The organism is Microbacterium sp. NIBRBAC000506063 (genome assembly GCF_017968845.1).
GTDB lineage: Bacteria > Actinomycetota > Actinomycetes > Actinomycetales > Microbacteriaceae > Microbacterium.
Genome location: NZ_CP072876.1, coordinates 2,394,003 through 2,407,018, shown reverse-complemented (window position 1 = coordinate 2,407,018; position 13,016 = coordinate 2,394,003). Strand labels below are relative to the sequence as shown.

Annotated in this window: 16 protein-coding genes and 4 pseudogenes; 6 read left to right on the top strand and 14 right to left on the bottom strand. The window is 68.8% G+C overall.

The genetic code is table 11. The annotated features are described in order from the left end of the window. Positions 1-101 precede the first annotated feature (101 nt). Together KAE78_RS13600 and KAE78_RS13595 are read left to right on the top strand one after the other, a co-directional pair. Positions 102-893 carry a DUF1254 domain-containing protein gene (locus KAE78_RS13600; RefSeq protein ID WP_223171201.1) on the top strand — a complete coding sequence of 264 codons (792 nt, stop codon included), beginning with the start codon at positions 102-104 and terminating at the stop codon, positions 891-893. Next, entirely contained in the window at positions 863-1,045 is a 183-nt protein-coding gene (locus KAE78_RS13595) for a DUF1214 domain-containing protein (protein WP_223171200.1), read from the top strand. Before KAE78_RS13600 ends, KAE78_RS13595 begins: the two co-directional genes overlap by 31 nt. Positions 1,046-1,058: 13 nt before the next feature. Here KAE78_RS13595 and KAE78_RS13590 read toward each other — a convergent pair whose 3' ends face one another. The 10 genes and pseudogenes from KAE78_RS13590 to KAE78_RS13550 all read right to left on the bottom strand — a co-directional run bounded on the left by KAE78_RS13590 (position 1,059) and on the right by KAE78_RS13550 (position 7,097). Beyond that, positions 1,059-1,277 carry a hypothetical protein gene (locus KAE78_RS13590; RefSeq protein ID WP_223172497.1) on the bottom strand — a complete coding sequence of 73 codons (219 nt, stop codon included), beginning with the start codon at positions 1,275-1,277 and terminating at the stop codon, positions 1,059-1,061. Positions 1,278-1,361: 84 nt separating this feature from the next. Beyond that, positions 1,362-2,218: pseudogene (locus tag KAE78_RS13585) on the bottom strand (DNA-processing protein DprA); the annotation flags it as partial. Then, a pseudogene (locus KAE78_RS13580) lies at positions 2,215-3,740 on the bottom strand (YifB family Mg chelatase-like AAA ATPase). The pseudogenes KAE78_RS13585 and KAE78_RS13580, both read right to left, overlap by 4 nt. Continuing rightward, positions 3,737-4,099 carry a YraN family protein gene (locus tag KAE78_RS13575; RefSeq protein ID WP_223171199.1) on the bottom strand — a complete coding sequence of 121 codons (363 nt, stop codon included), beginning with the start codon at positions 4,097-4,099 and terminating at the stop codon, positions 3,737-3,739. Before KAE78_RS13575 ends, KAE78_RS13580 begins: the two are co-directional and overlap by 4 nt. Before the next feature lie 102 nt (positions 4,100-4,201). After that, positions 4,202-4,528: a DUF2469 family protein gene (locus KAE78_RS13570; protein WP_223171198.1), complete on the bottom strand. Its 327-nt coding sequence runs from the start codon at positions 4,526-4,528 to the stop codon at positions 4,202-4,204. 35 nt (positions 4,529-4,563) lie between these two features. Next, on the bottom strand, positions 4,564-5,220 hold the full coding sequence (locus KAE78_RS13565; RefSeq protein WP_223171197.1) for a ribonuclease HII: 657 nt from the start codon (positions 5,218-5,220) through the stop codon (positions 4,564-4,566). Continuing rightward, positions 5,217-5,618: a signal peptidase I gene (lepB, locus tag KAE78_RS13560; RefSeq protein ID WP_411155955.1), complete on the bottom strand. Its 402-nt coding sequence runs from the start codon at positions 5,616-5,618 to the stop codon at positions 5,217-5,219. Before lepB (KAE78_RS13560) ends, KAE78_RS13565 begins: the two co-directional genes overlap by 4 nt. Further along, positions 5,615-5,893, bottom strand: a complete 279-nt coding sequence (gene lepB, locus KAE78_RS19940) for a signal peptidase I (RefSeq protein WP_411155954.1) — start codon at positions 5,891-5,893, stop codon at positions 5,615-5,617. The genes lepB (KAE78_RS13560) and lepB (KAE78_RS19940) overlap by 4 nt, the downstream gene beginning before the upstream one ends. 182 nt (positions 5,894-6,075) lie before the next feature. After that, positions 6,076-6,423 (bottom strand): 50S ribosomal protein L19, encoded by a 348-nt coding sequence (rplS, locus tag KAE78_RS13555; protein ID WP_223172496.1) that lies wholly within the window; start codon positions 6,421-6,423, stop codon positions 6,076-6,078. 167 nt (positions 6,424-6,590) lie between these two features. Then, positions 6,591-7,097, bottom strand: coding sequence for an MFS transporter permease (locus tag KAE78_RS13550; protein WP_223171196.1), 507 nt, complete (start codon positions 7,095-7,097; stop codon positions 6,591-6,593). Positions 7,098-7,193: 96 nt separating this feature from the next. Here KAE78_RS13550 and map point away from each other — a divergent pair. The 3 genes and pseudogenes from map to KAE78_RS13535 all read left to right on the top strand — a co-directional run bounded on the left by map (position 7,194) and on the right by KAE78_RS13535 (position 9,668). Continuing rightward, positions 7,194-7,974: pseudogene (gene map / locus KAE78_RS13545) on the top strand (type I methionyl aminopeptidase). A gap of 37 nt (positions 7,975-8,011) precedes the next feature. Next, on the top strand, positions 8,012-9,028 hold the full coding sequence (locus KAE78_RS13540) for a hypothetical protein (protein WP_223171195.1): 1,017 nt from the start codon (positions 8,012-8,014) through the stop codon (positions 9,026-9,028). A gap of 76 nt (positions 9,029-9,104) precedes the next feature. Further along, entirely contained in the window at positions 9,105-9,668 is a 564-nt protein-coding gene (locus tag KAE78_RS13535; RefSeq protein ID WP_223171194.1) for a cysteine hydrolase family protein, read from the top strand. 27 nt (positions 9,669-9,695) lie between these two features. Here the strand turns inward: KAE78_RS13535 and trmD are convergent, their stop codons facing one another. From trmD to rpsP, 4 genes are read right to left on the bottom strand one after another with little or no spacing between them, the layout of a single operon-like run. Further along, positions 9,696-10,385: a tRNA (guanosine(37)-N1)-methyltransferase TrmD gene (gene trmD / locus KAE78_RS13530; RefSeq protein WP_223171193.1), complete on the bottom strand. Its 690-nt coding sequence runs from the start codon at positions 10,383-10,385 to the stop codon at positions 9,696-9,698. A gap of 18 nt (positions 10,386-10,403) precedes the next feature. After that, positions 10,404-11,018: a ribosome maturation factor RimM gene (rimM, locus tag KAE78_RS13525; protein WP_411155953.1), complete on the bottom strand. Its 615-nt coding sequence runs from the start codon at positions 11,016-11,018 to the stop codon at positions 10,404-10,406. After that, on the bottom strand, positions 10,981-11,211 hold the full coding sequence (locus KAE78_RS13520; RefSeq protein ID WP_223171191.1) for an RNA-binding protein: 231 nt from the start codon (positions 11,209-11,211) through the stop codon (positions 10,981-10,983). The genes rimM and KAE78_RS13520 overlap by 38 nt, the downstream gene beginning before the upstream one ends. Continuing rightward, positions 11,141-11,662 (bottom strand): 30S ribosomal protein S16, encoded by a 522-nt coding sequence (gene rpsP, locus KAE78_RS13515; protein WP_223171190.1) that lies wholly within the window; start codon positions 11,660-11,662, stop codon positions 11,141-11,143. Before rpsP ends, KAE78_RS13520 begins: the two co-directional genes overlap by 71 nt. A gap of 209 nt (positions 11,663-11,871) precedes the next feature. Here rpsP and KAE78_RS13510 point away from each other — a divergent pair. Next, positions 11,872-13,016: pseudogene (locus KAE78_RS13510) on the top strand (glutamate--cysteine ligase).

The window sequence follows — 13,016 nt, the reverse complement described above, 5'->3', positions numbered from 1 at the left end:
GATGACGCGGCATCAGCTGACACCGGACGCGGCGCGCGCTCGCCCGTCGCGCGTACACCTACGGCTTCGCGATCGTCCAGAACTACCGGGCGCTCTTCGGCATGAGCATTGCGACGCAGTCGCCGCAGTTCTCGGGGTTCAACCGCTTCCTTCACGGCCGCGAGCTCTTCGACGCCGACTACGACCTCATCGTCAACGCGAACAACGACACGCTCTACTCCACGGCCTTCGCCGACCTGCGCACTGAGCCGCTCGTGATCGACATCCCTCCCACGGGCTCCAGGTACTTCACGATGCAGCTCGTCGACATGAGCACCGACAACTTCGCGTACCTGGGGACTCGGACGACGGGGACGGAGGGATGCCGGGCGTTGCTGGTGGGCCCGCGTTTTTGCGGGCCCCTGCCGGATGGTGACTTCGCCCGGATCATCGTGTCGCGCAGCGACTTCGTCGCGCTGGCGACGCGCACGGCCATCAGCGGCGCTGAGGATCTCGACGGCGTCGTCGCGGTCCAGGAGGCGCTGGTCCTCGCACCACTGAGCGCCCACCTCGGCACCGAGGCGCCGGCACCGGCGCCCGTTGTGGACTTCCCGCCTTTCACCCCCGCGCTGTACGGCTCCCCGGATCTGCTGGGTCTGCTCAACGTCCTCCTTGCGTTCCATACGCCCGCTCTCCACGAGGACGGCATTCTCCGAGATCTGGCCGCGATCGGCGTCGGCCCCCACCGGGACTTCGATCTCACACGATTCCCGCCCGACGTCGCCGCGGCGATCGAAGGGGGCGTCGCTGCTGCGCACACGGAGATCGAAGCCCGGGCAACAGCCTCGGCGAGACGGTCGACGGGTGGCTGGACATCCCTCCGATGGGCGACTACGGCGACGACGGGTCGCTGACTATCCACATCCAGCACGACCCGCCGGCCGATACATCGAACTGGCTTCCCGCCCCCGCCGGCCGCTTCTACCTCAACACCCGCGCCTATCTGCCCCGGCCGCCCTTCATCGACGGCAGCTATCGCCTGCCCGCGGTCCGCCGAATCGGCTGACCCTTCGACGGCCTCACCCCGCATGGCACCAGCCGTCCTCGTGACGCCGGGCGACCCCCTCCAGCGCGAGCATGCCCAGAAGCGACTCAACCCGCTCCACCGAGAGTCCTGATCGACGGGCGACCTCGTGCGGGGACCGCGGCGTCCGGGTGCTCAGCGCATCGCACAGGCGCGTGCGCTCGTGATCGAAGGCAGGGCTCTCAGGAACGGTCGTATCGGATTCGCCGAGCATCTCGCGCACATCGTCCGCGCCGGTGATGCAACGCGCGTCGTACTCGCGCAGCAGCCGGTGGCAGCCGGCGGATGCCGCCGACGTCACGGGCCCGGGGACGGCGCCCAGAGGGCGCCCCAGCGCCGCCGCGTGCCCAGCCGTGTTCAACGAGCCGCTGCGCCATCCCGCCTCGACGACGACCGTCGCCGCGCCCAGCGCGCCGATGAGCCTGTTGCGGGCGAGGAAACGCCACTTCGTCGGCGTCGAACCGCACGGCACCTCGCTCACGGCCGCGCCCTGCCCGACGATGTCGGAGAGCAGCTGAGTGTGCCCGGCCGGGTAGACGCGATCGACACCGCCGGCGAGGAAGGCCACGGTGTCCCCGTCGACCCGAGCGCGGCCCGATGGGCGGCGCCGTCGATCCCATAGGCGCCTCCGGAGACGATCGTGTGACCGGTGAGGGCGAGATCACCCGAGAGCTCGCGGGCCATGTTCTCGCCGTAGGGTGTCGCAGCACGGGCACCCACGAGAGCCACGGCACTCCCTGCCCCCGCCAGAGATCGCGCATCGCCGCGCACCCACAGCATCGCCGGCCCATGCTCTCCCAGGTCATCGAGAGCATCGGGCCAGGAAGCGTCGCCGGGCAGGAGCACGCCCACCTGCGCGTGAAGCGCCGATCGCGCGGCCTCCCGTAGGAGTCCCGCATCCGCACGCGGACGCCACCGCTTGCGGGCTTCGTGCAGCGCGCGTCCGGAGACCCCGCCGACGCCGGCATCCGACAGCGCGACCTCGATCGCCTCCGCCGCGCCGAGATGCGCACGCAGAGTGCCGCCCACGACGTCGCCGGGCTCGGTCAGCACGCTCCACGCGATGTGGGCGAGCACCTCGCGCGGGTCACGATCGGCATGCAGGCGGCCGGCAAGCGCGAGCGAGGGGGTGTCGGAGAGAAGGTCTTCGGTCATGCGACGGCTCCTTGTCTGAGGAAGAGGGCCCGACCGAGATGGTCGGCGGTCGGCGTCGAGGCGCCTTCGAGATCGGCGATCGTCCATGTCAGTCGCAGGACGCGGTCGTAGCCGCGCACGGTCAGAGCCCCGCGCTGCAGGGCGCGCTCCAGAGGTGTGACCACGCTCGGCGGGAGACGCCGTGGTCCCTGTCGCAACCATTGGCCGTCCACCTCGGAGTTGGTGCGCCACCCGGTGCCGGCGAGGCGTTCGGCCGCCGCCGCACGCGCGGCGAGCACCCGCTCTCGCGCGACGGCGGTCGAGAGCGACCCGCTGCCCGCCGACAGGCTCGCGGCCGAGACGCGGGTGACGGGGAAGTCGATGTCGACGCGGTCGCGGAGGGGGCCGGAGAGGCGCTGCTGATAGCGCCGGATCTGCGAAGGCGGACACAGGCATTCGCCGCCGCGGACGCCGTGGTTTCCGCAGGGGCAGGGATTCGTCGCGAGGAGAAGCTGGAATCGCGCGGGGAAGCGCGCGCTGACACCTGCCCGGTGGATCTCGATCACACCGTTCTCGATCGGCTGACGCAGAGCGTCCAGCACCGTGCCGGAGAACTCACCCGCCTCGTCGAGGAAGAGCACTCCGCGATGGGCACGCACGATCGCGCCGGGGCGGATGCTGCGCGACCCTCCCCGACGATCGCCGCCGCCGAGGCGCTGTGGTGCGGCGCCTCCAGGGGTGGCACGCGATCGAGAGCCACCACGCTCTCTCCCGACAGCGATCGCACCGAGGCCACTTCCAGTGCGGCCTCGTCATCCAGCGGAGGCAGGATTCCCGGCAGGCGCCGGGCGAGCATGGTCTTTCCGGCGCCGGGTGGTCCGCTCAGCAGCAGGTGATGGTTGCCCGCGGCGGCGAGGACGAGGGCGTCGACAGCATCGGGCTGGCCGACGACGTCGGCGAGCTCGCGCGTCTCCTGCTCGTGCGGCATCCGCCCCTCCGCGCCCACCGGCTCGACATCGGGAACCTCGATCTCGGCGCCGTGCCACTGCGCGACCTCGGCCAGGCACACGGCAGCGCGCACGTCGATCGAGGCGACGAGCCTCGCCTCGGCCTCATTCGCCGCCGGCACGATCACCCGCTCGGCACCCGCCCGGGCAGCGGCGAACACGGCGGGCAGGATGCCCGGAACCGGTCGGAGCCGCCCGTCTAGACCCAACTCCCCCAGGTGCACCGTGCGCGCGATCGAATCGCGACTCAGCAGCCCGTCGGTCGCGAGCGCGGCGACGGCGATCGCGAGGTCGAAGCCCGAACCGTTCTTGGGCAGGCTCGCCGGCGAGAGATTGACCGTGATGCGGCGCCGCGGCATCGGCAGGCCGCTGTTGGCACAGGCGTTGTGCACGCGTTGGACCGCCTCGCCGAGCGCCTTGTCAGGCAGGCCGATGATCTGGAATCCGGGGGTCTGCTGGGAGAGGTCCGCTTCGACCTCGACACGTTCTCCGACGAGCCCGGACAGCGCGATCGACCAGGTGCGGGCGGTGTTCATCGCAGATCCGCCAGATGCTCGAGCGCGCCCTTCTCCGGGTGCACGCCGACGATCGCGATCGCGTGCAGCCGTATTTCGCCGCCGCGCGCGAGATCAGGGTGCTCGGCCGCCCAGGCGTAGGCCAGGCGCCACAGCCGCTCACGCTTGCGGGCGTCGATCGCCTCGAAGGGATGCCCGAAGCCGAGCGCGCGCCGGGTCTTCACCTCGACGACGGCGAGCTCCCGTCCGCGACGGGCGATGATGTCGATCTCTCCCTGCGGGCACCGCCAGTTGCGGCCGAGGATCTCATATCCGAGGGTCGTCAGGTGCTCGGCTGCGCGTTGTTCTCCTGCGCGCCCGAGTTCGTCTTTCGCTGCCATGACGACAGCCTTGCGAGACTCCCGGATGAATCCGGCGGGCCCCTGCCGTCAACAACGGTCAGCGTGACAAAGAGCGGAGAATCGCCGATTGTGGAGGGAGAGTCACTCGCCGTCGAGCGAGAGCTCCTGCGGCAGCTCGAACTCCCGGCGCTGCAGTTCCTCCACGTTGACGTCCTTGAACGTCAGCACCCGAACCGCCTTCACGAAACGATCGGCGCGGTAGATGTCCCAGACCCACACATCGCTCATCGAGATCTCGAAGTAGAAGTCGTGCTCGGTGTCGTGACGGACGACGTTCACCTCGTTCGCGAGGTAGAAGCGCCGCTCGGTCTCGACGACGTACTGGAACTGCGAAACGACGTCGCGATACTCGCGGTAGAGCGCGAGCTCGAGCTCGCGGTCGTAATCCTCGAAAGCTTCCTCGTCCATGATGCTCCCTATCCTAGAGCCCCGAGTGCCGACCGTCAGAACAGGGCCGGTGCATCCGCGATCGCCCACGACGCGCGGTGGTACGGGCTCAGCCCGAGCGCGCGGATCGCCTCGCGATGCGCGGCACTCGCATACCCCTTGTTGCGGTGCCACTCGTAGACGGCGAACTCCTCGTGGAGTTCCCGCATGTGCTCGTCACGGGCGACCTTGGCGATCACCGACGCCGCGGAGATGGAGGCGCAGTCCCGGTCGCCCTTGACGACGGCCCGCACCTGAAGCGGCGAGGCGTGGACGGCCGAGACGTAGTCGTGGTTCCCGTCGAGCAGGACGACGGCGGATGCGGCATCCGATACCTGCGCGCACACCCCTTCGATCGCACGGGAGGCGGCCAGGCCCAACGCGCGCATGATGCCGACCTCGTCGACCTCGGCGGCCGTCGCCCAGCCGACGGCGGAGGCCGGCACCCAGGCCGCGGCACGCTCGGCGAGATCGGCGCGCCTGCCCTCGGGCACGAGCTTCGAGTCGCGCAGACCCTCCGGGATCGCCTTCTTCGCCGTCGCGGCATCCATGAGCGCCGCGCCCACCGCGACCGGTCCCGCGAGCGCGCCCCGGCCGACCTCGTCCAGCGAGAGGACCATCGGGTGCTGTGCGAGCACCGTGTGCTCGAGCGTCAGCGTGGGCGTTGCGCTCATTCCGCCGCCGGGACGCCGTTGAACAGCTCGTCGTGGCTGTCGAGCGTGCCGATCCGGTTGAGGGGCCACGTGATGAGGAAGGCCCGACCGACGACGTTCTCCAGGGGCACGAACCCGCCACCGGGCTGTTCCTGGTGCGAACGCGAGTCCTGCGAGCGGTTGCGGTTGTCTCCGAGCACCCACAGCGCGTCGTTCGGCACGGTCACGTCGAAGGCGATGTTCGAAGCCTGCGTATCGCCCTCAGGGAGCTTGAGGTACGACAGCTCGTTCACCGGCGCGCCGTTGATCGTGATCTGGCCGAGAGCGTTGCAGCACACGACGTGATCCCCGGGCAGTCCGATGACGCGCTTGACGAGATGATCCTCCGAGTCGGAGGTCGACAGTCCGATCAGCGTCAAGAACCAGTCGACGCCCTCGATGAGCGCAGGGCGCCCGGGCGCTGCGGCTGCACGGGCAGCCAGCCGCCAGGGTCCTTGAACACGACGATCTCGCCGTGCGAGTAGTCGTTCCAGCGCGGCGTGAGCTCGTCGACGAGGATCCGGTCGTTGATGAGCAGTGTGTTCTCCATCGACCCTGAGGGGATGTAGAACGAGCGCACCACGAAGGTCTTCATGAGGAAGGAGACCAGGCCGGCGATCACCAGGATGATCAGCAGATCGCGCAGGAACAGCAACGGGCCGCGACGACGCTGCTCGCGGCCGTCGCCGGTTCCGGGGCGACGGGCGTGGCGGTGTCACTCATCGTTTTCCTTTGCGCGTGTTCGGCCGCAGGGCGGCAACTACCAGGGTCGCACACCCCGCGGATGGAAAAGCACCCCAGGACGCTCGTGTCCTGGGGTGCTCGGGAAAGCGCGGGTCAGTTGTCGCGCTTCTCCTTGATCTTGGCCTTCTTGCCGCGGAGCTCGCGCAGGTAGTAGAGCTTCGCACGGCGCACGTCACCGCGGGTGACGACCTCGATGTGGTCGATCGTCGGGCTGTGCACGGGGAAGGTGCGCTCCACGCCCACCTGGAAGCTGATCTTGCGCACGGTGAAGGTCTCGCGCACGCCGTCACCGGAGCGACCGAGCACGACGCCCTGGAAGACCTGGATGCGGGAGCGGTTTCCCTCGGTGATGTTCACGTGCACCTTGACGGTGTCGCCGGGGTAGAACTCGGGGATGTCGGTACGGAGTGATGCCGCATCGACGGCGTCGAGGATCTGCATGATCGTCTCTCTCTGCACCCGCCGCAGGTCGGATGCATGTGTAAGGAATACGTTGGAGTGTGTGCTGCACGAGACGCGGCGCGTTCGTGGACTCCCCTGAGGCAGAGCCGGTCACAGCACAAACATCTATTCTGCCACGGATGCCGGTACCCGCCAAAACGCGTCGATCAGTGCGCAGCGCGCGGCGGATCCGCCGGCGGTGCTTCCTCGATCACGATGAAGTCGGCGTCCGAGGCATCGCCGGATGCCGCGCCCACGTCCTCGGAGAGATAGGTGCCGCCGACGGTCGCCACGGTGAGGCTGCCGCGCGCCTCCGCCCACAGCTGCCAGAGCAGCAGCCAGACCATGCCGATGCCGACGATGATCGCCGCCGTCAGCAGCAGCGCGAACCAACCCTGCGGATAGAAGCCGAGGGCGATTGTGAGGCCGTGCCAGGCGCCGAAGCCGGCGACGTCCCACCAGGAGACGGCGCGCTGATAGCGCGCCGAGGGACGCGCGCGCACGAGCAGGGCGAAGACGATCTGACCGATCAGTACGGAGGGCAGGGCGATGAAGAGCACCCAGAGGAACGCCCAGCCGCCCGCACGGAACACGCCCCAGCCGACCAGCAGCCACAGCGGCAGCACGAGCGCCGCAGGAAGCAACCAGGTGTAGAACGCGCGTCGAAGCCACATACTGCGATCGTACGCCGCGCGGCTGTGATCCGGCACCATCGGGCGGAACCTCGTCCGTGCTCTGCGAGAATGGAGGCGACGAGAGGAACCCTTCGAATGATCGAACTGCGCACGCCCGCCGAGATCGAGGCCATGCGCCCGGCCGGACGCTTCGTGGCCGAGACGCTGGCGACGCTGCGCGACGAGACCAAGGTGGGCACGAACCTGCTCACGATCGACAAGCGCGCCCACGAGCTGATCCGCAAGGCCGGGGCGGAGTCCTGCTACATCGACTATCACCCCTCCTTCGGCGCGAGCCCTTTCGGCAAGGTCATCTGCACCTCGGTCAATGACGCGGTGCTGCACGGGCTCCCCACGACTACACGCTCCGCGACGGCGATCTGGTCTCCTTGGACTTCGCGGTGTCGATCGACGGGTGGGTCGCCGACTCGGCGCTCTCCTTCGTCGTCGGCACGCCGCGAGACGAGGATCTGCGCCTCATCGACACCACGCAGCGAGCCCTTGCCGCGGCCATCGATGCGGCGACGGTCGGAAACCGCATCGGCGACATCTCGGCATCCATCGCCGCGGTCTCGCACGGCGAGGGTTACACCATCAACACCGACTTCGGCGGCCACGGTGTCGGGCGCATCATGCACGGCGATCCCCACATCCCAACGACGGGCGCGCCGGCCGGGGCTTCCCGCTGCGATCGGGGCTCGTCGTCGCCCTCGAGCCCTGGCTTCTCGCCACGACCGACGAGCTGATCACCGATCCCGACGGGTGGACCCTGCGCAGCGCGGACGGATCGCGCGGCTCGCATTCGGAGCACACGATCGCGATCACCGACGACGGACCGATCGTTCTGACCGATCGCTCCTTCCTCGGCGTCGATTGACCGTTCTCTCGCGCGGGAGTCGTTAGCCTAGAGGACCATGAGCGGCCTCGACGACCTCAAGGACTTCCGGCGCACCACCCTGCGCAACGCCCCGACGATCCGCAAGACCGATCTGAAAGCGGTGCCCTTCGTCACCCTCATGACGATCATGATCGCGCTCTCCGCGATGATCGCGTGGTTCGCGGCGACGACGGCAATGGGCGAATCGGATGCCGCAGAACGCACCCGCGGGATGCTGGTCGCCGTCGCAGCGAGCGTTCTCGGCGCGTTCTTCCTCGGCGGAGCGATCGCCGCCTTCTGGAGCCATGGCCGACGGTGGCGCCAGCGTCGGGCCGCCGCCGAACTTGCTCTGGCCCGCGGCTGGCACTACAACCTCGAGATCGATCCGCGCTCCTTCCCGGCGACGCTGTTCGCCCGGTCCGGCCGCAACTGGGTCGAGAACTCGCTGCACGTGCACGAGCCGATGTACATCGAGGTCGCGAACTACGTCGGTCAGACGACCCAGCGCGCCTCGGGGCGCGAGGAGTACGGCTTCATCGGGATCGGCATCGACCGCCGACTGCCGCACATGTATCTCGAGTCCGCCGCACGCCAGAAGAGGGCCCGCGCCTACCCGATCCCCTTCCGCCCGGATCAGCGGCTCTCCCTCGAGGGTGATTTCGATCGCTGGTTCCGTCTGTACTGCCCCAAGGAGTACGAGACCGACGCGCTCTACGTGATCACTCCCGACGTGATGGCCCTCATGATCGACGAGGCCGCCGGCTTCGACATCGAGATCGTCGACGACTGGCTGTTCGTGATCGCGCGGGCGCCGTTCGACATGGCGGACCCCGCGGTGCTCGACTTCGCCGAACGGCTCGCGGGCACCCTGGGCCGGCGCACGGAGCATCAGAGCACCGGCTACCGTGACGACCGCAGCGAGGAACCCGGATTCATCGACGCCGCCGGAGCACGGCTGCGTCGCGGTCGCCTGCTGCTGACGGTGCTGCCCCCGGCGATCGCCGTGGTGACCTGGGTGGGCTGGTTCTGGATCGCGACGACCGGTCTCGGCTGAGCCTCTGGCACGAATCCGCGCCTTCGTGGCACCCGCGCCTCTCGACATCCCCTCCTCCGAGCGATGGAATGGACGGATGCAGGCACTCATCGTCATCGACGTGCAACAGGGATTCGACGACCCCGCGTGGGGACGCACGACCAACCTCGAGGCCGAGGAGCGGATCGCCACGCTGGTCGATCACTGGCGCCACGGGGAAGAGGGCCCGATCGTGCTGGTGCGGCATGACTCGATCTCACCCGGTTCTCCGCTGCGGGCCGGTTCGGACGGCAACCGACTCAAGTCGTTCCTCGACCCGGAGGACGCGGACCTCCTCGTCACGAAGTCGGTGAACTCGGCGTTCTACGGGCACCCGGATCTGCACGCGTGGCTCTCCGAGCGCGGCATCCGCGAGATCGTGCTGTGCGGCATCCAGACCAATATGTGCGTGGAGACGACCGCGCGCATGGGCGGCAACTTGGGCTACGACGTCACCGTGGCTCTGGATGCGACCCGCACGTTCGATCTGACGTCCGTCCTGCCCGACGGAACGGAGGTCACGCTCGCGGCCGAGGACCTGATGCGCGCGACGGCGATCAACCTGCAGTCCGGCGGCTTCGCGGAGGTCACCTCCACGCAACGGATCCTGGAATCCGCGTAGCGTCAGGACACCCCTGCGAGGGCGTCTCTAGTCGCCGTGCAGCAGGTCGGGACGACGTGCGCGCGTGCGCTCGATCTGCTGCTCCCGACGCCACGTCGCGATCGCACCGTGATTGCCGCTGAGCAGGATGTCGGGGACGGAGCGCTCGCGCCAGAGCGCGGGCTTGGTGTACGAGGGATACTCGAGCAGCCCGTCCTCGTGGGACTCCTCGACGAGACTCTCGGGGTTGCCGACGACCCCGGGGATGAGGCGACCGATCGCCTCGATCATCGCCATCGCGGCGACCTCTCCTCCGTTGAGCACGTAGTCGCCGAGACTCACCAGGCGCACCTCGCCCAAGGTCTGCGCGTACTCGAAGACGCGCTCGTCGATGCCCTCGTAGCGACCGCAGCCGAACACGAGGTGCTTGCGAGTGGCGAGGTCACGCGCCGCGGCCTGCGTGAACGGCTCACCCGCGGGCGAGGGGAAGATGATCGTCGGACGCGGGGAACCGGCCGCCAGTTCGTCCAGGGCGAGCCCCCACGGCTCCGGCTTCATGACCATGCCTGCGCCGCCGCCGTACGGGGTGTCGTCGACGGTCCGGTGACGATCGAAGGTCCAGTCGCGCAGATCGCGGACACGCAGGTCGAGGATGCCGGCGCTCTGCGCCTTGCCGAGCAGCGACAGCGTCAGGCCGTCGAAGTACGACGGGAAGATCGAGACGACGTCTATGCGCACGGGGACACCGTAACAGCCTCACTCGGAGGCTGTGGGCTCCTCCGCATCCGACGACTCTTCGAAGAGACCCGGAGGGGGCGTGATGATGACGCGACCCGCAGCCACGTCGACGGTCGGTACGATCGCCTCGACGAAGGGGACCATGATCTCGTCGCCGGCGACCTTCACGATGAGGAGGTCCTGAGCCGGCAGGTGATCCACGCGCACGACCTTGCCGATCACGGCGTCGTCGCGCACGACGTCGAGCCCGACCAGCTGGTGATCGAACCAGGCGTTGTCCTCGGTCTCATCGTCGTTCTGGTCGATCCAGAGGATCGCCCGGACGAGGCTCTCTGCGGCGGTCCGGTCATCGATGTCGTCGAAGAAGACCACGGGGTTGCCGTTCATCACGCGATACTCGCGGACCGTGACGGTCTTGCCGTGCCACGGAGAGGCCTCCGGCACCTGCAGGGTGAACTCCGCACCGGGGACGAACCTGCCGGCGGGGTTGTCGGTGTACAGCTCGAGCTTGAGGGCGCCCTTGAGCCCGTGCGCCTTGACGAGGCGGCCGACGCGCAGCTGATTCTTGCTGCGGCCGCGTTCGGGTCCGACCACCTCAGTCGTCCGCGACGTCGACGCGGACGCGACGCCCATCGGCCAGCGCCGAGATGAGCGTGCGCAGTGCCTTCGCGGTGCGGCCGCCGCGCCCGATCACTCGTCCACGGTCGTCGGGGTGCACATGCACCTCCAGAAGGTCGCCTCGCGGCGACGTGGACTCATCGATGCGCACCTCGTCGGGATGATCGACGATCCCCTTGACGATGTGCTCGAGCGCAGCGGCAAGCACAGCGATTATTCGGCGTCGGCGGCGGGGCCTCAGCGGCCTCCGTCGGAGCGGCCTCGGCGACGGGTGCTTCGACAGGCTCAGCAACCGGCTCGGCGGGCTTCTCCGCCTTGGGCTTGACGACAGACTTCTTGCTCGAGTCGATCTCGAACGGCGCCTTGGGCTCGGCGACCTTGACGGTGCTCTTGGCGTCCTTGTCACCCTTGAAGGTGCCCCAGTCGCCGGTGAGCTTGAGGATCGCGAGGACCTGCTCGGTCGGCTGTGCGCCGACGCTCAGCCAGTACTGCGCGCGCTCGGAGTTCACCTCGATGAACGACGGCTCCTCGGTGGGGTGGTACTTGCCGATCTCTTCGATGACACGACCGTCGCGCTTGGTGCGCGAGTCGGCGACGACGATGCGGTAGTAAGGCGCGCGGATCTTGCCCAGGCGCTTGAGACGAATCTTGACAGCCACGATTCTCCTGAATGTGTGGAAAGGAACGATGAACCGATCGCCTGGAGAGTGGGGTGCACACCCGGCGGAAGCTCTGAGGAGGAGCGGAACACTGGATAGAGGGTCGAGTGATCCGTCCGACCCTCTATTCTGCCAGATTCACCGCGGCTGCGCGAAACGCAAGGACACGGATGTCGCGACCGGGTGGGTGTGCATGTCAGACTGTGCTCGTGACGCTGGATTTCGCGCCCTCCGCCCGCTCGACCGTGGGCCTGGAATGGGAGGTCATGCTCGCCGACCCGAAGACCGGCGACCTGGTCGGCCGTGCCCCGGAACTGCTCCACGCGCTGGAGGAGGCCAGCGCCGATGAGCGCCACACGGTGACCGGCGAGCTCCTCACCAACACGATCGAGGTGACCAGCGGCGTCGGCGAGACGGTGGGACACGCCGTCGAGGACATCGCGCAGGCGATCACCGAGGTGCGCGCGGCGACGGACCCGGCAGGGATCGCCCTGCTCTCGGCCGGAAGCCACCCTTCGCCCAGTGGTTCGATCAGGAGGTCACCGACAAGACCCGCTACCACACCCTCGTCGAGCGCACCCAGTGGTGGGGACGCAACATGATGATCTGGGGCATCCACGTGCATGTCGGCGTCGAGGACCGCGACAAGGTGCTGCCGATCATCGCGGCGCTGACCGGTTATCTCCCCCATCTTCAGGCCCTGGCCGCGTCGAGCCCGTTCTGGGCGGGTGAGCGCACCGGATACGCCTCCAACCGAGCGCTGGTGTTCCAGCAGCTGCCCACCGCCGGGCTCCCCTGGCCCCTGCACACCTGGGACGAGTTCGAGGCCTATCTCGACGACATGGTGCGCACCGGCGTCATGGCCGACGCCACCGAGGTGCGGTGGGACATCCGCCCCGCGCCGCGCTGGGGCACGATCGAGGTGCGCGCCTGCGACGGTCTCTCCACGCTCCCGGAGCTCGCCTCGGTCGCCGCGCTCGTGCAGGTCCTCGTCGAGCACTTCTCGCGCATGATCGACGAGGGGCGCACACCCCCGACCATGCCGCCCTGGTTCCACCGCGAGAACAAGTGGCGGGCGGCGCGCTACGGACTCGACGCCCGAGTGATCGCCCATGCCGACGGAACGCAACGCGGGGTGAGAGAGCACATCGCCGACCTGGTGGAGGAGCTCGCCCCGATCGCGGAGGATCTGCGCTGCGAGCGGGAGTTCACCGGCATCCGATCGATCCTCACGGGCGGCGCCGGCTACGCGCGCCAGCTCTCCGTCGCGGATGCCGCAGGCGGCGACCTGCGCGCGGTCGTGCAGCACCTCATCCGCGAGTTCCGGCTGGGGCCGGCCTCGTCGGTGGGGTGA

Bases quoted from the DNA above. Each gene is read 5' to 3' on its own strand.
- KAE78_RS13600 (WP_223171201.1), top strand. From the start codon at position 102: ATGAGCATTGCGACGCAGTCGCCGCAGTTCTCGGGGTTCAACCGCTTC.
- KAE78_RS13595 (WP_223171200.1), top strand. From the start codon at position 863: ATGGGCGACTACGGCGACGACGGGTCGCTGACTATCCACATCCAGCAC.
- KAE78_RS13590 (WP_223172497.1), bottom strand. From the start codon at position 1,277: ATGCTCGGCGAATCCGATACGACCGTTCCTGAGAGCCCTGCCTTCGAT.
- KAE78_RS13575 (WP_223171199.1), bottom strand. From the start codon at position 4,099: ATGGCAGCGAAAGACGAACTCGGGCGCGCAGGAGAACAACGCGCAGCC.
- KAE78_RS13570 (WP_223171198.1), bottom strand. From the start codon at position 4,528: ATGGACGAGGAAGCTTTCGAGGATTACGACCGCGAGCTCGAGCTCGCG.
- KAE78_RS13565 (WP_223171197.1), bottom strand. From the start codon at position 5,220: ATGAGCGCAACGCCCACGCTGACGCTCGAGCACACGGTGCTCGCACAG.
- rplS (WP_223172496.1), bottom strand. From the start codon at position 6,423: ATGCAGATCCTCGACGCCGTCGATGCGGCATCACTCCGTACCGACATC.
- KAE78_RS13550 (WP_223171196.1), bottom strand. From the start codon at position 7,097: ATGTGGCTTCGACGCGCGTTCTACACCTGGTTGCTTCCTGCGGCGCTC.
- KAE78_RS13540 (WP_223171195.1), top strand. From the start codon at position 8,012: ATGAGCGGCCTCGACGACCTCAAGGACTTCCGGCGCACCACCCTGCGC.
- KAE78_RS13535 (WP_223171194.1), top strand. From the start codon at position 9,105: ATGCAGGCACTCATCGTCATCGACGTGCAACAGGGATTCGACGACCCC.
- rimM (WP_411155953.1), bottom strand. From the start codon at position 11,018: ATGGGCGTCGCGTCCGCGTCGACGTCGCGGACGACTGAGGTGGTCGGA.